14 protein-coding genes are annotated in these 16,119 nt (G+C 47.2%); 6 read left to right on the top strand and 8 right to left on the bottom strand.

Annotated elements, in window-relative coordinates; translation table 11 throughout:
- Positions 1-30: 30 nt before the first annotated feature.
- Both Q0785_RS06280 and Q0785_RS06275 read left to right on the top strand, forming a co-directional pair.
- Positions 31-1,119, top strand: coding sequence for a beta-eliminating lyase-related protein (locus tag Q0785_RS06280; RefSeq protein WP_298827149.1), 1,089 nt, complete (start codon positions 31-33; stop codon positions 1,117-1,119).
- Positions 1,120-1,228: 109 nt separating this feature from the next.
- A complete protein-coding gene (locus tag Q0785_RS06275; RefSeq protein ID WP_298827145.1) occupies positions 1,229-1,963 on the top strand; it encodes a DUF998 domain-containing protein in 735 nt (244 codons plus the stop codon).
- Between the two features lie 42 nt (positions 1,964-2,005).
- On the opposite strand, the gene Q0785_RS06270 is transcribed toward Q0785_RS06275, so the two are convergent.
- Positions 2,006-2,440 (bottom strand): GtrA family protein, encoded by a 435-nt coding sequence (locus tag Q0785_RS06270; RefSeq protein WP_298827142.1) that lies wholly within the window; start codon positions 2,438-2,440, stop codon positions 2,006-2,008.
- 277 nt (positions 2,441-2,717) lie between these two features.
- On the opposite strand from Q0785_RS06270, the gene Q0785_RS06265 reads away from it, so the two are divergent.
- On the top strand, positions 2,718-3,269 hold the full coding sequence (locus tag Q0785_RS06265; RefSeq protein ID WP_298827140.1) for a divergent PAP2 family protein: 552 nt from the start codon (positions 2,718-2,720) through the stop codon (positions 3,267-3,269).
- Positions 3,270-3,509: 240 nt separating this feature from the next.
- Here Q0785_RS06265 and nadA read toward each other — a convergent pair whose 3' ends face one another.
- From nadA to nadB, 3 genes are read right to left on the bottom strand one after another with little or no spacing between them, the layout of a single operon-like run.
- Complete coding sequence (gene nadA / locus Q0785_RS06260) at positions 3,510-4,604, bottom strand: quinolinate synthase NadA (protein WP_298827137.1); 1,095 nt, start codon at positions 4,602-4,604, stop codon at positions 3,510-3,512.
- Positions 4,601-5,455, bottom strand: coding sequence for a carboxylating nicotinate-nucleotide diphosphorylase (nadC, locus tag Q0785_RS06255; protein ID WP_298827135.1), 855 nt, complete (start codon positions 5,453-5,455; stop codon positions 4,601-4,603). The genes nadA and nadC overlap by 4 nt, the downstream gene beginning before the upstream one ends.
- Complete coding sequence (gene nadB, locus Q0785_RS06250) at positions 5,452-6,990, bottom strand: L-aspartate oxidase (RefSeq protein WP_298827132.1); 1,539 nt, start codon at positions 6,988-6,990, stop codon at positions 5,452-5,454. The genes nadC and nadB overlap by 4 nt, the downstream gene beginning before the upstream one ends.
- A gap of 99 nt (positions 6,991-7,089) precedes the next feature.
- Between nadB and Q0785_RS06245 the strand changes: the two genes are divergently transcribed.
- Positions 7,090-8,217, top strand: a complete 1,128-nt coding sequence (locus Q0785_RS06245; RefSeq protein WP_366522827.1) for an IscS subfamily cysteine desulfurase — start codon at positions 7,090-7,092, stop codon at positions 8,215-8,217.
- A 106-nt stretch (positions 8,218-8,323) separates the two neighbouring features.
- Here Q0785_RS06245 and Q0785_RS06240 read toward each other — a convergent pair whose 3' ends face one another.
- Together Q0785_RS06240 and secA2 are read right to left on the bottom strand one after the other, a co-directional pair.
- The gene (locus tag Q0785_RS06240) at positions 8,324-9,220 is read right to left on the bottom strand and encodes an accessory Sec system S-layer assembly protein (RefSeq protein WP_298827129.1); all 897 of its coding nucleotides are present in this window, start codon (positions 9,218-9,220) and stop codon (positions 8,324-8,326) included.
- On the bottom strand, positions 9,217-11,583 hold the full coding sequence (secA2, locus tag Q0785_RS06235) for an accessory Sec system translocase SecA2 (RefSeq protein WP_298827126.1): 2,367 nt from the start codon (positions 11,581-11,583) through the stop codon (positions 9,217-9,219). Before secA2 ends, Q0785_RS06240 begins: the two co-directional genes overlap by 4 nt.
- Before the next feature lie 320 nt (positions 11,584-11,903).
- Between secA2 and Q0785_RS06230 the strand changes: the two genes are divergently transcribed.
- Together Q0785_RS06230 and Q0785_RS06225 are read left to right on the top strand one after the other, a co-directional pair.
- Positions 11,904-12,311, top strand: coding sequence for a hypothetical protein (locus Q0785_RS06230; RefSeq protein WP_298827123.1), 408 nt, complete (start codon positions 11,904-11,906; stop codon positions 12,309-12,311).
- A gap of 359 nt (positions 12,312-12,670) precedes the next feature.
- Positions 12,671-14,107 carry a trypsin-like peptidase domain-containing protein gene (locus tag Q0785_RS06225; RefSeq protein WP_298827121.1) on the top strand — a complete coding sequence of 479 codons (1,437 nt, stop codon included), beginning with the start codon at positions 12,671-12,673 and terminating at the stop codon, positions 14,105-14,107.
- A gap of 53 nt (positions 14,108-14,160) precedes the next feature.
- Here the strand turns inward: Q0785_RS06225 and Q0785_RS06220 are convergent, their stop codons facing one another.
- Both Q0785_RS06220 and Q0785_RS06215 read right to left on the bottom strand, forming a co-directional pair.
- The gene (locus Q0785_RS06220) at positions 14,161-14,826 is read right to left on the bottom strand and encodes a class D sortase (RefSeq protein ID WP_298827118.1); all 666 of its coding nucleotides are present in this window, start codon (positions 14,824-14,826) and stop codon (positions 14,161-14,163) included.
- Positions 14,827-14,828: 2 nt separating this feature from the next.
- Positions 14,829-16,007: a processed acidic surface protein gene (locus tag Q0785_RS06215; RefSeq protein ID WP_298827114.1), complete on the bottom strand. Its 1,179-nt coding sequence runs from the start codon at positions 16,005-16,007 to the stop codon at positions 14,829-14,831.
- Between the last annotated feature and the right edge of the window lie 112 nt (positions 16,008-16,119).

Here is a 16,119-nt window from a genome sequence, read left to right as displayed (position 1 = left end):
AATTATTCTGACAGAGACAGGGGATCAACTATGACCAGCAACGAACTATTGAAAACTTATGAAGAATCCACCCAACAATTGGCAGGGCATGGACCGAGAAATGTGGCTGTGTTGAAAAACGCCTTTGAATCCATCGATGGAAATATGAGTAGTGATAAATATGGCAGCGGTGCTGTCATTGAAGATTTTCAAGGAAAGATGGCTGAGTTTTTAGGGAAGGAAGCAGCGGTCTTTTTCCCGAGTGGAACCATGGCCCAGCAAATCGCTTTACGGATTTGGTGCGACCAAAAAGGCATTAAAAAAGTAGCGTATCATCCATTGAGCCATCTTGAAATCCATGAAGAAGACGGATTGAAGGAATTGCATGGCATCCAGACGATTCTCTTAGCTGACCGAGGGCGCGTCATTGAATTGGAAGATGTTACGTCCATGGACGATGACATCGCTTGTTTGTTGTTGGAATTGCCGCAGCGGGAGATCGGCGGCCAACTGCCGAGTTTTGAAACGCTCGAGGCGATCTCAGCACATTGCCGTCAAAAAGGCATCAAGCTCCACTTGGATGGGGCACGTATTTTAGAATGTCTGCCTTATTACGGGAAGTCCATCAAAGAAGTCTGTGCTTTATTTGATTCGGTATATTTATCCATGTATAAAGGGATTGGCGGAATCGCAGGCGCTATTTTGGCGGGTGATGAGGATTTCATGGCTCAATCAAAGATTTGGAAAAAGCGGCACGGGGGAGATTTGATTTCCTTATATCCGTATATATTGAGTGCAGAAACGTATTTTGCCCAGCGCAAAAACCGGATGGAAGAATACTATTTGAACGCAATAGAATTGGCGGCACATTTCAATTCCTGCGAAGGGATTTCGACCATCCCGGCAATTCCGGTGACGAATATGTTCCACGTCCATTTCGAAGAAGCGCCGGATCGGTTAGCTCCGATATTGATCCAAGCGCAGCAAATTATGGACATCGGAATTACCGGTTATTTGAAAGCTGGAGAAACAGGCTGTTGGTTCGAGGTGAGTGTGGGGGATCAGTATAACCGGATTCCGAAAGGCAAGGTAGCTGTGACGTTTGAGTGGCTTGCTGAGAAACTGAAAACTTTAAAGTAAGGAGATGCTGCCGGGAGAATCTATCATGGATTTTCTGGGCAGCTTTTTCTATGATTGCAGAAAAAAATAACAGGATGAGTGGAAATGTTTTTCCAAGAAGTTTATAATTATGGAATATTCAGAAATATTAAAGGCTGGTGAACATATGAAACGGGCGCGGCAAAAAAGTTTCTGGCAGGTATTGGCGTTAAGCGGAGCGGTCGGCGCCATCCTTTACATCACTCATGTCATTATGGGAGGCATACTGTGGGATGGCTATAGCCATGTGCGGCAGACAATCAGTGAACTGACCGGCAACGGGGCACCGGATGCGGAAATGCTGAGGATCTTTACACTGGGGTATGGAATTCTTGCTGTCCTGTTTTCAGTGGCTGTTTATGTCCTTTTCCGCAAATACAAAATTGTTGGAATTGCCCGATTCGGCGCAATCCTGCTGCTCATCATGAATACGGCTTCACTGATCGGCTATACGTTGTTTCCTTTGGAGCAGGGAGGAGCCGTGCTGACTTTCGGCAATTTTATGCATTTGGCGATTACCGCCATTGTGGTGATTGCAACAGTCGGTGCGTTGTTTGCCATCGGTTATGGTTTGTGGCTGACCAAAGATTTTCGGGGAATCGGTTTGATTACACTTATATGTGCGGTCATCATCGTCCTGGCAGGAGTGGCGACGCCGATTGTATTGAATAATGAGCTGCCTTATGCCGGATTAGTGGAGCGGATCACGATTTTCACCCTGCAGCTGTGGATGTTCGTGCTGTCTGTTTATCTCTATAGGCTGCCGAGGATCATGGATATGGATGTTAAGCGGGTCGGTCTCATGGAAGTCTATAAGGAACGCTGAAAAAGCCGGTCCAGAGAACCCACTCCTGTCCAGCTTTTTTTATTATTGTACTTTTTCAGCGATTGGAGCATTGCGGTCTTTGAAAATGAACTTCTTGCTGAAGATGTAATTGGCGACCAGCACAATGACATTGGCTAGAACTTTAGAGACTGTGCCGTTGATGCTCAGTAATCCGACCAATACCACCATGGTGCCCAGATCCATGAAGAAGGACAGGACGCGGAACCCGAAAAATGAACTCATTTCTGCAAAACGATCGCGCCAATTGGTGGTGACGCTTTTGAAGACATAGCGTTTATTGACAAGATAAGCGAAGACGACGGCGAACAGCCAGGCGATGGTTGTTGATATGCGGTAATCCAGATTGAACTGTACTTCGCAGATCCAATAGACCACAATATTGACGACAGTGGTCAAGCCGCCCATGATCAGGTACATGAGTATGCTGCGCCAGTCTTTTGTTAACATCTTTTTCATGAAATTCCCCGTTCTTTTATATCCGATGATTATGAATCGAGTAGTTTGGGTGTGCTGATGGATACTTTGGAAACTGTTTAGAATATCCAGTCGCTTCCGTTTTACAGTTTACCGCAATTCAGTTTGCACCGAAAGTAAATTAGGGGCGACTTTATGTATTTTACGAAAAAATATTGCTATTTTTAGTTGATTTCACATATTCTCCAGCCATAATGGGTAAAGAAGTATATTGAATGGCAACCGGATAGTTGCCAAGCTGAAACTGGAGGATGAGCAGATGAGAAAAATGAACCGGGGAATGATTACCTCATTAGGAGCAATCGGAGTGGCGCAAGCGTTAAAGATTGTCACGCATAAAACGGTGACAGGGGAGTGGGATTGGAAGCAAGCCTTTACGACAGGCGGCATGCCAAGTTCCCACTCAGCGGGTGTGTCTGCACTGGCTTCATACGTAGCGGCCAATAAAGGCGCGCGTCATACAGAAACAGCATTGGCCATCGTATTCGGAGTCATCGTCATGTACGATGCACAGGGCATACGCCGCCACACAGGTGAAATTGCGCGGTTGGTCAATGATTTGGAAGACAGCTTTGTGAAGTTCTCCGGGGAATTCCCGAGTTTTGAATTTGTCCAACGCGAAAAGGAATTGAAGGAGCTGCTTGGCCACCAGCCAGTTGAAGTGGTTGCCGGTGCAGCTTTCGGCACCGTGCTCGGGCTGGTTTCAGCCGCGATTGAAAACCGCGTACGTGAAATCGAAGAAAAAGAAGGACGTTCCAAAGCACAATTGCCATACGACGGCCGCAGCCGCCGATTGGCACGAGCCCATTAAAAAAACAGCCATCCCTTTTGGGGAATGGCTGTTTTTTCTGTGTGGATTGAGCAGTGTAAAAGTCGCGACCGCACCTCAAATGGGCATAACCGCACCTCGATGGGCAAAGACCGCACCTCGCGCCGGGATAACCGCACCTCGCGCCGGGATAACCGCACCTCAAACGGCAAAGACCGCACCTCAACGCCCCAACACCGCACCTCGCCAAACAAAAAAGGAAGGCGCAGAGCCTTCCCTCAATCACATCATCTTTTCCAACGCCAGTTTAGCTTCAATAGAAGTTTGCGGGTCAACTTGGATGCGGTTGATGACGCGCCCTTCAAGCAATTCCTCCATCGCCCATGTCAAGTGCGGCAAATCGATGCGGTTCATCGTCAGGCATGGGCACATATACGGGTTGAGCGACACGATGTCGAGATCGGGATGATCCGCAATGAGGCGGTTCACCAGATTCATCTCGGTGCCGATCGCCCATTTCGTTCCGGGTTCGGCCGCTTCGATCATGTCGATGATGTATTTGGTCGAGCCGGCGAAGTCCGATTGGCTGACCACTTCATAGGTGCATTCGGGATGGACCAGGATGCGGCGATCGGGTTCATTCGCCCGAAGATTGTCGATATGCTTCGGCAGGAAATTCATATGGACGGAACAATGGCCTTTCCACAGGATGACACGCACATCTTCAACCGGACAATGTGCTTCAAGCTTTTGCTTGATCGGATCCCAAATGGCCATCTGCTCGAGCGGAATGCCGAGTTTGACCGCCGTGTTCCGGCCGAGATGCTGATCCGGCAAAAACAGCATGCGCTCTTTTTGCGTCAATGCCCAGCGTACCATCGGCTCGGCATTGGAGGAAGTGACGGTTGCACCGCCATTGCGTCCGACAAAAGCTTTGATGGCCGCGGTGGAATTGACGTAAGTCAAGGGCACGATGGTATCGCCGAACAGTTCCTGCAGCTGTGTCCAGGCGCGTTCGGTCTGGTCGATATTGGCCATATCCGCCATCGAACAGCCGGCGCGCATGTCCGGGAGGATGACCGCCTGCTCCCTCTCTGTCAGGATATCTGCAGTTTCCGCCATGAAATGAACGCCGCAGAAGATGATGTAATCGGCTTTTTGCTGCCCCGCGATCTGCGACAATTGGAGCGAATCGCCAGTAACGTCAGCGTAGCGGATGACTTCGTCTTTCTGGTAATGGTGGCCAAGTATGTATAAGCGGTCGCCGAGCTCAGCACGTGCGCGTTTCGCGCGTTCGTGCAGCTCTTCAGTCGTCGCTTTCAAGTACGATTCCGGCATTGCGTCCGTCTGCTGTAATTCATTCAGGAATAAAGTCATTGGTGAATTGCCTCCTTCTGTGAAATGGTCAGGTTCATGCTGATGTCCAGATTGTGCACGCTATGGGTCAAAGCGCCGATGGAAATCACGTCGACTCCTGTATGGCGGTAAGCCGCCAGATTGTTCAAGTCGATGCCGCCGGATGCTTCTGTACGAATCGGTTCCGGAACGAGCTGCACCCAGGCTTTCATGGTATCAGGTGTTTGATTGTCGAACATAATGACGTCCGGGCGTGCCGCAATCGCTTCCTGCAACTCTGCCAGGCTTTCGACTTCCACTTCGATCATGGTCATATGGCCAAGAGCGGTACGGACCCTTTGCACCGCCTGCGTGATGGAACCGGCGGCTGCGATATGGTTGTCTTTCAGCATAACCGCGTCGTACAGACCGTTCCGATGGTTGAATCCACCGCCGACACGAACTGCATATTTCTCGAACATCCGCAGTCCAGGAGTGGTCTTGCGGGTGTCGACGATGCGGGTATGCGTTGAACCCAGAGCTTCGACGCATTGGGCAGTCAAAGTCGCAATGGCGCTCATGCGCTGCACCAGATTCAACAGCACGCGCTCACCCGCAAGTAACGCCGCAACGGGCCCTTGAATCCGGATAATCGCTTCTCCGGACTCCACGAAATCTCCATCTGTTTTCAAGGATTCCACTATGATAGTCGGATCGAGTAAGCGATAGCCCCATTTGAAACAATCAAGCCCCGCAACGACGCCGTCCTGTTTCAAGCGGACCACCGCTTCGCCTCGATCTTCTTCGGTGAATAAAACAGAAGACACGTCACGGTCTCCGATATCTTCCAGTAAAAAATTCTTGATGGCATCTTCCGCTTTTAAGCGATTCATGAAATCGCCTCCTTTTGCTGTAGTTGACGTTCTCCAATTTTTATTCCAGTTACCGACAATCCTATCGTTTTTCCGGTCCATTCCTCGGAAGGCTTTGGTACATCGTGGCGGTAATGTGCGCCGCGGCTTTCGTTTCGGAACAGCGCAGCTTCAGCGATCAGGCTGCTGGCTGTATAACGGTGGATCATCTTGATTTGTTGTGCTGAATACTGCTGCAGCTCGAATCGCATTAATGGAAAATCTGCAGTGAAGTTCTTTAATTCGCCTGCTTCCCTTAAAATGCCCACTTGCTGGGTCATGCGCAACTGCAGATCAGCGGGAAGGGAGAAGTGCTTCGTCGGTTCCGTTAACTGGAAAACCGTTTCTTTATGACTGAAGCCGCAAGTCTGTATCTTGTCTGCCAGGCGCTTTGCGAATACGAGGCCTTCCAGCAATGAATTGCTGGCGAGCCGGTTTGCACCGTGTACACCGGTAGACGCGACTTCGCCGACGGCATAAAGACGGGGAATCGTTGTTTCTCCCCATTCGTTTGTCCGGACACCTCCCATATGAAAATGGGCGCCCGGACGAACGGGTATGGGGTGGATCTCAGGATTTATCTGGTGGTTCATGCAATTCCTGTAGATAGAAGGGAATTTCACTTTAAATTGCTGAATGTGGCAGGCATCAAGAAATACCGGGCCACTCTGCTGCCAATGGCGCTCGGTGGCACGGGCGACAATATCCCGCGGCGCCAATTCCATAAGTGGATGGAGACCTTCCATGATGCGCTGTCCGGCCAAATCGACGAGCCAGGCGCCTTCCCCGCGAACGGCCTCGGAAATCAACCCGCATGATTGGCCATTGAGCGTGAAAACGGTGGGATGGAATTGAACGAATTCCAAATCTTCCAGCACGGCACCTGCGTGATAAGCAAGAGATAGACCATCACCTGTGGCGACAGTGGAGTTGGATGTCTGGCTGTAAAGCTGGCCGATGCCGCCAGTCGCCAATACGGTATGCTGTGCCTGGATGACCGAGCGTTTTCCGAAAGCATCTTCTATGCAGACACCTGTACATTCACCATTGCTCATCAACAGTTCAAGCACTGAGCTGTATGGAACACGCTCGACTTGGTTTTCAGTCTGAACCAGTAAATGCTGCAGCAGCATTTTGCCGGTCTGGTCGCCGCCTGCATGAAGAATTCTTCTGGTGGAATGGGCGGCTTCCTGCCCGAGCAAGGGAAGGCCATCGGTATCGGCGTCGAAAGGCAAGCCTTGGGACATCAGTTTTTCGATCAGGCACTGGCCTTGCTGGACCATGATTTCGACTCTTTCTGCATCCGCATGGTTCGCTGAAGCGGAAAGCGTATCAGCTGCGTGGGACGCCGAATAATCACTGAGACCGATGCTCGCGGCAATGCCGCCTTGGGCAAGGGCTGTATTGCTTGAAAATGGATTTTCTTTCGTGAGGACAGTGACGGAAAGGGAAGGTGGAAGCGAATGTGCAAGCATCAGGCCAGCAGCGCCTCCGCCGATGATACAAACATCAACCATAAGTTTACACTACCTTTACAAGTGTCTTGACACTATTAATGACATAAAGATAAAGTAATTACAAGATTAAAATCTTCTTTATGAAGGAATTGATGATAAATGATGATTTATTTGGACTATGCCGCAACTGCTCCGATGCGCCAAGCGGCAATCGATGCTTATGCAGAGACTGCCGAACAAGTTTTTGGGAATACCCAAAGTTTGCATGATGCAGGCTCTGCTGCCGACAATCTGCTGGAGGCATGCCGCAAAATGTGGGGAGGCTTACTGAATGTCCGGAGCGAGGGCATGTATTTTACTGGCAATGCCTCCGAAGGCAATCAATTGGCCATCCGTTCGCTGCTGCGGGGAAGGGGCGATGGCAAACGGGAAATCGTTACAACAGCACTCGAGCACGCTTCTGTTCTGACAGCTTTGCATGAATTGGAGAAGGACGGCTACCGGATCCATTATGTACCGGTTGATGCGGACGGCGTCCTTGATTTTGAACAGTACCAGAAACTGGTCACCAGCCAAACGGCGTTGATCGTAATCCAATTGGTCAATTCGGAAATGGGGGCCATCCAGCCGGTAGCGGAATGCGCTGCCTATGCAAAAGAAAAAGGGGTGCCGCTGCATTGTGATATTGTCCAGGCCATAGGGAAAATTCCGGTGGATCTGGAGCAGCTGGGTGTCACTTCCGCTGTTTGTTCGGGCCATAAAATCGGCGGACCGAAAGGAGTGGGAATCGTTTGGGTGGATCCCGGCGTCCACTGGGAATCGGTTTATGAAGGAACGGTGCATCAAGAGGGATTCCGCGCAGGAACTGTGGATGTCCCGGGAATCACATCTGCGACGATTGCGGGGAAGGAAGCGGTAGCGGAACAATGGGAAGCGGCGTTGCATGCTGAAGAGCTGCAGCGTCACTTAATGGGCGGACTTCAGGAATCGGTTTTATTGACCGGTAATCCAGCGAAGAAATCGCCTTTTATCCAAGGACTGCTCTTGCCGCATGTTGAAGGACAGTGGATGATGCTCGAATGCAATCGCCAGCAAATTGCAATTTCGACAGGAACCGCCTGCAAAATCGGTGCCGGGGAAGCGATGTCCGCTATGGGCGCCATCGGAATCGAACAGGATGCTGCGCGGAAATTCATCCGGATTTCATTTTCAGCAAACACTACTAAAGAGCATATTGATGCTTTTTTGCAGGTGATCGGAACGTCGATGGCGAAAGCAGCGTTTTGATGAGTCTGCAGAAACCAGCACTTGATAACAAAAAAAGAAAGTGGGCCCTGTCGCATAAACAGGACCCACTTTCTTTTGGGGAGAGAAAAATTATGAGAACTCTCTCTTATTGCGGTATTCGGGCAGTCCATCGTGACAAATCAGGGTCACTTACCTGCAATGTTTCTTTCGGGAAAATAAATGTCCAGGGTTTTGTGGTATTGGCCTTCACTACAAGCGGATCCAAGTTGAAAGAACCTTTCACAATCGACGATCCGGTTGCATCCAAAATCTCCAGTGGCAACTTTTCCAATTCAATCTGTTTGGAATAGCCATTGCGGATAAAGACAGAAACCGCTAAATTGCCGTCTTCTGAAAATCTCGTCTGAAAGCCAGTGATGTTCAATTCTTGAGGCTTCAGTTCAGGCAATTTTTTCACAAGTTCGGCTAAGCCTGATTTTTGTTTGTCTGTCAATGCTTCTTCCCAAGATGCGTCTAAATCCACCGCATGGGGAACAAGGGATTGGACATTGAACGCCAGTGACCAACCAGCTGCAGGGATCTCGGAGACTTGAAGGGCGTCCTTCTTGAATTTAAAGATCCAAGGGCGGTTTGAAAGCGGCGGAATGGAACCTAATTCCGATAAATCGAATTCCTGTGAAGCAATGGTTTTTTTGTCGGCATCCTGTAAAACCAACTCCGCTTTTTCCATTGTGATCGGACGATCAAGGGAAGAACGGAAAAATGCCTGGACGTTCCAATCATCCGTGTACGGGTCCGCTTCAATGTCGATGCCTGCGAGAGATAATTGATTCGGCTGCAGAGGCGGCAAATCATTCGACAGGAATTTCAATACGTATTCTTGTTCCTTGCTGATTTCCCAACTTTCGGAAATGGATAAAGCAAGTGTGACATCTTCTGTTTCTGAAGGATTCGTGTCAGAAACCTCGCCCAATTCTGTAGAGGAGACGATTGAATCCTTTCCTGTTTTATCGGTTTTATTGAAAAAAGAAAAAATACTCAATTTTTCTGCTCCTTTTCACGACGATTCAAGTTACGCAAAAATCCCAATATTTCCGACGCGATTGAATAGCGCAGGTTCTGGAAATTTGCAGCGAATAATTCAAGACCTTCTTTTTGATAGATTCTCATCGGATCTTCCTGCTGGTAAGAGCGCAGTCCGATGCCTTCTTTGAGGTGAGCCATCGATTCCAGGTGCTTCACCCACATCGCATCAATTTGCGTTTGCATGACAAGCTGGATGGTTCTGAGGACTTTTTCATCGTCCTGGCCAGCCAGGATCAATGCTGAAATGCTTTCAAGATACGGTTCGACCGCAACATCGATTTCTTTCCGTTTACTGGCCTTTTCCGGCACAGAAATCGGCTCGCCCAGCAAATGCTGTAAGTCTTGTTTTATGGACACCAGATGGACCAGTTGAATATCATCGTCTTCCGGAAGTGTTTCAGAAATCACATAATCTGCGGCATCGCGGACCATGCCCTGCACTAATTCCAAGTTCTCTTGGCCCGTCAACACACGGTTTCGCAGTCCATAGACGATTTTGCGCTGTTCGTTGATCACATCATCCAGCTTGAGGTTGTACTCCCGCATGGAGAAGTGGGAGCCTTCCACAATCCGTTGAGTACGATCCGTCAGTTCGTGGATTTCTTTATTGGTGATTTCTCCGAGTTTATCGGTTTTCATCTTTTTCTCGAACTTCTCGACATCTTCTTTTGCAAAGCGTTTAAACATATCATCTTCAAGAGAAAGGATGAATTGGGACGAACCTGGATCTCCTTGACGGCCGGAACGACCGCGCAATTGATTGTCGATTCTGCGGTTTTCATGTTTTTCGGTACCGATTACATGCAGCCCGCCAAGTTCTGCGACTCCGTCTCCAAGGACAATGTCTGTTCCGCGGCCAGCCATATTGGTGGCCACTGTAATCTGGTTCAGCTGTCCTGCCTGCGAAATCAGATAGACTTCCTGTTCCATGCTTTTCGCATTAAGCAGTTGGAAATCCAGGTTTTTCTCTTTCAAGTAAGCAGCCACAGCTTCGGATTGCAGGATGGAAGTTGTTCCAATAAGAACGGGCTGTCCGGTTTGATGGCGTTCAGCAGCTTCTTCCGCTACTATTTTGTATTTATGGTCCATCGTTTGGAATACCCGGTCGAGCAAATCGATGCGGGCTCTTGGGTGATTGGTCGGCACTTCCACTACGTCCATGCCATAGACCTCACGAAATTCCTTCTGTTGTGTTTTTGCGGTACCGGTCATCCCTGAGAGATGAGGATACATGCGGAAAAAATTCTGTATGGTGATTTGTGCCTGCGCCTTATTTTCTTCAGTGATTTCCACTTTTTCCTTCGCTTCGATGGCTTGATGCAATCCATCTGATAAGGTTCTGCCTTCAAGCGTACGCCCCGTGAACATATCGACCAAAAGGATCTTATTATCTTTTACGATATAGTCGACATCCCGGATAAACATGACACGGGCACGAAGCGCCATAATGACGTAATGGTAAAGCGTCTGATGTTCAAGTTCATACAGATTGTCGACACCAAAAGCTTTTTCCACTTTTTCGATGCCTTTATCGGTTAACGAAGTTGCTTTTGTTTCGTCATCGTATTCAAAATCCTCGTCTTCGATAAAGCGAAGCGCAAGCAACGAAGCGATATGATGAAGTTCGGCACTTGCTTTCATTTTGCCTGCGACGATGAGCGGTGTTTTTGCTTCATCAATCAATACACTGTCGACTTCATCGATGATCGCGTAATGATAAGGACGCTGTACCTTGTCCTGTAAGGTTGGCGCCATATTGTCGCGCAAGTAATCAAAGCCGAATTCTGTACCGACACCGTAGGTGATATCAGCTTGATAAGCTTCCTGCTTTTCGTCGCTGAGCATCTCCGGAAGATTTAATCCGACGGACAAACCCAGAAAACGGTGGATTTGTCCGATTTGGTCATAATCCCGCTTCGCCAAATACTCGTTGACGGTAATGATGTGGACGCCTTTTCCTTCCAATGCTCTTGTATAAGCGGAAAGGGAAGATACCAGCGTCTTTCCTTCGCCTGTTGGCATCTCGGCGATATTGCCTTCGGCTAACACAAGTCCGCCGATCAGCTGAACATCGAAATGGCGCATATTCAGCACCCGTTTAGATGCTTCGCGAACAACTGCAAAAGCATCCGGAATAATCTTGTTTATTTTGATTCCTTTGTTTATTTGGTCTTTGAAAATGGCAGTCATTTGCTGAAGTTCCTCATCGGACATGGCCTGGTACTTTGCTTCAAGTGCATTGATGGCTGCTACGATCCGATTGTACTTTTTCAACTGTCTTGTATTCGTTTTAGTTGATCGCTTAAATAACGTTACCATGAATAATAATCTCCTTTTTCTATGCCGCTGCTACTTGCTTATTTTATCAAACTTTCCCAGTAAACTCCACATTACTTTAGATTGGCAAGTCTTGTCTCAAGCTGGGTATCCGCTTCGGATAAGCGGTTGCATACACGATTCAGGCTAGGGCTCTGGATGATAATATTTTGATTATATAAGAACTTGGCGATTGGGGATAGTGCATGCTTTGTAAAGCCAGGATTAAGAAATTCTAAAGACTCCTGCAAAAGGGATTACGGCGTTCGGAAGATGGGATAAGCTGAATGCAAGGCCTAATCATTTTAAAGGAGGAAGATCAATTGAAGACTTCACTTTTGAAAATGTCTGTTCCTGTTCTCACCCTTGGATTTGTTTTGACGACGCAAGTGGATACACAAGCCTATATGGCACTGACAGCTCAGGCACCTGAAGAACAAAAGCCATCTTATCAACCGGGATCGGGAGTTTTGGAAAGGTTAGGCCCCTACGAGAAGCAATTAGCTGAGCTGGAAGAGGATCTTCAAGTTCTGATTCAGGAATTGGATGGTGAAGAAACCATCAGCTTCGAGCAGTACCAGCAGTATCAGTCCACATTGGATGGGCTGATTCAGGAACTGAACACGGTGTCGCAGGAAATAGAAGCAGAGTCGCCGGCCGTTGCCGATCACTTTAGGAATCTGTTGGCGGTTCAGGAGAAAATGGTTGGAATTGATGTGGAGCAGCAATAAAACATAACGGAATACAAAATTAGCAGGGGATGCCGAATAGGCATGCCCTGTTTTTCTGTACGTTTTTGCAAGGTAAGAGATTTGGGTTTTTAATTTCCAAAATATAGTATTTAAATGCGTCAATTATAGTGAACAAAAAATAAAAATTTTACTGCCTAATTAATAATATTTTACATTTGGAGGGTTTTATTGATTGTAAATCTGCTATCTATGATAAAATTACCTTCTGAATAGATAGATTTATTACAAATGCGAAGACTTCGTTACATCTTGCAACCCTAAGTAGTTGTTTGACGTTATAAGGTTTATAATGGAAGAAATATAATGGGATTTATGCTAGTCCATCAGGAGGTACAGCCATGACGTGTAATAAATGTGGAAAAGAAAATGAGGAAGGCGCAAAATTCTGTAAGGATTGCGGGCATTCGTTGATGCAAACAAGAAGCAAGAAAAAGAAAAAAAGGAATTTCATCTACGCCATCGTGCTGGTATTGACTTTACTGGGAGTCGGAATCGGATCTGCTCAATTTATGGGAGAGGAAGCAGATCCTGTAGAGCCGCCTAAAGAAGAACAGACAGCTGAAAAAGAGCCCGAGCCAGAAGCTCCTGAAGTGAAAGAAGAACCGGAAACACAAGAGGGCCAAGTGGAAAAAGTTGAAGAACCTGAAGAAACGGTTCCTGCTGATGCACCAGTGGAAGGCACTGTAACCAAAGTGGAAAACGTCGTGCCGCCTTCCGAGCAGCCGGAAAAAGTAGAGCCTAAGAAAAAAGAAAAAACAGCTATCATCAAGGAGTCGCAGCAAAAAGTTTACACCATATTGACTGAAGGAGGACAAGGCTCCGGCTTCCTGTTCTCTGATACGGGAATGGTGGTAACCAACGCTCATGCTGTAGCCGGCTTTACAGATGTAGTCGTCCGCAACATCAACGGACAGGATCACCCGGGTACAGTCGTCGGTATTTCCGATGAATCCGATATTGCATTGATCCATGTGGAAGCTTTTGAAGGCATCACGCCATTGGAAGTTGAAATGGAAGCAACGGATGTGGGAACTGAAGTAATCGCGCTGGGCAGCCCGGCAGGTATGGAGAATACGGCAACAATCGGCTATTTGACAGGGATTGACCGTGATTTCTATCAGGAATTCACCTACGAAAATATTTACCAGATCGATGCAAAAATTGCTCCGGGCAGCAGTGGTGGACCATTGGTCGATGCTGCAACCGGTAAAGTCATCGGCATCAACTCGCTGGTGATCGAAGAAGGCGATTCAATCGGCTTTTCAATTCCGATGTACTCGATGTATGAACAATTGTCCCAATGGGTTGCTGCTCCGATGTCAGCAGAAGAAGTTGCAGCCTTGTTCAAGGTTTATGACGACTTCAGCGGTTATGAAGATGAAGACTACGAGTACGACATCGACTTGGAAATGAAGTTCGATGAAGCGAACTTAAGTGAGTTTATCGGCGATTTCCGTTATTATTATGAAACATCTCTTGAAGAAGAAGATTTTTTCTATGTACAGAATCTGCTCGTTTACCAAAGCGAAATCTACAATGGAATTGCTGAATATATTGCTGATATTTCAGGCAAAAACATGGAGTACAATTTCACGAAGCTGGATATCATGGATATCGAAATCTACGAAGATTACGCTCTAGTCCATACAGAAGAAGCTTTTGACATGATGAACGAAGCGGGTATCTGGTCTGTGGAAGAACGCAGCAAAATGTATACGATCGTCATGGATGAATATGGCTTCTATTATGTTTCGGATATCGTCAATAAAGAATAGCCTGCCAGAATGAATAGAAAAAAAGGAATTCCCGTTGAATGGGAATTCCTTTTTTAATTGCTCGAAATCAAATCAGCCACCAGTATATACCGGTCGGGAGCGTATCCGACGTAATCGAATGGATAGCAGGTGGAAACGGTTAAGATGGCTTTTGGTTTTGGAACAATTACGGTGCGGTCATCTTCGTCGACAATCCGTACTTGCCGGACTTTATAGGTGAAGGTCCCTGCATATGTTTTTACAATCAGGAGATCGCCTTTTCCGACTTCACCGAGTTCACGGAATACCGTATCCCGATGTCCCGACAAAACGGAATTGTCATTTTCTCCGGGCAATACGCTGTCAGCAAAATGGCCGACGCCTTTTTCCAGTTCATCTTCATCAGTGCCATGGATGATCGGCAGCGCAGCATCCAGTTTCGGAATGATCAGTTCACCCATCAGCTCTCCGATTTCCGGAGTTTCCGGATATTCAGGAGTGAGTTCGGATCCGCTGCTTTCCTGCTCTTTAGGCTCTTCCGGAATTTCAATGGCCGGTGGTGATGCAGTCTCGCTGCTGACCACCGTTGCTTCGGCATTCCCTGTTTTATAAAGCAGATAGCCTTTTACAAATGTCGCAGTGTTGGTGGTGCTGAACCATAAGCCGGATACAATAAGGACAAGGGGCAGAAAAAGAAGTAACGGTTTTCTGCTTGTTCTTTTTTGTGATCTGTCAGCCATCATTAAATTCCTTGGGTTCTATAGCGACGGAATAAACCAATGCCGGCTAAAATCAAAGCCAGTCCCAGAAGTGAATTTACAGCGAAATCTGAAGCTGTTGCAGGAAGTTTTCCGCCTTTTATAGTTTGAGTGGCAGGTGCAACCGGTTTTTGGACTGCGGGTGGAGTTGCAATGGCATTTTCCACTGTGATTAAATCTTTCCCTGTTTCGTTGATCAATTCAGAACCGAACATATCGGCAGTCAGCAGAATATCAGCCAGGAATACATCTTTCAGGTTAAAGATTTCAATCAAGAGGTCAGCGCCTTCAGTTGACTGCAGAGTAAGCAGCGTCGCTAAGGATACCGGTGTTTTCTGGCCGTCTTTACTGAAATACAGATCGGTTCTTATTTCGAATAAATCCGTCATGTCGCTGTAAATATCCAGAATTTCAGCCAGTTGTTCTGCCGTCAGTTCATCAGCACTTTCAAAATTGTCGACCGCTACCATACGATCGCTCAATTGCTCCAATTTGCTTTCAAAGTCTGGATCTTCATAATCCAGAGTCTCCAGATGTGCGATCAGTTTTTCCACTTCTTCTTCGGTCAAGCCGAGTTCAGTGAAGAGAATTTCAGTATCGAATCCGTACTCGCCCATTTCGGAATAGTAGAGAAGCGAAGACTCTAAGTCTTCGATATACTCATAATTTGACAATGAATCAGAATAACCCTGAAGATATTCTTCCAGCTCGGTTTCCGAAGTGAATCCGTATCTCTCCATCAGCTCCTGAAGGTTCACCGCATTGATCGGAGTTCCTGTGTACTCTTCCAAATAAAATTCAACAGAGAATTTTACATCCTCTATGAAAATCAAATAAGTCCCCTCTAAAACGTCTTGTCCGTATTCCAGATCTCCATATTCATAAAGCAGCTCGTTCAATTCCGTGCGGGTCATCTCCAATTCCCCGAGCAGGGCTTGAATGCCTGCTTCCGTTAAAGGAGTTCCCAATTCATCTGCAGAGTCAAATTCTTCTAAAGACCAGTCTTTGCCGGTTAAATAGTCGAGATAGTCCTGCTTTTTCCAATCGATTTCAGTCAAATGGCGGTCAAATTGCGCATCGTCAGCTTTGATGGCAAACGCTGATAGCGGCATCGTACTAACCGCAACGGCTATAATTAATAAAAATATGGCTAAACGCTTCATTTTCTTCCTCCTACGCGTAATAAATGGAATATCTAGAATATTATAGTCTTAGATAATAGGAAAAAGAATGGGTATAAAAACCTATATAAAGAAGATTTCGAAAAGAGATCTC

The sequence above is a fragment of the uncultured Planococcus sp. genome, from assembly GCF_947501725.1.
GTDB lineage: Bacteria > Bacillota > Bacilli > Bacillales_A > Planococcaceae > Planococcus > Planococcus donghaensis_C.
Note: the sequence above shows the minus strand (reverse complement) of the source record. Positions and strands in the feature narration are given on the sequence as shown.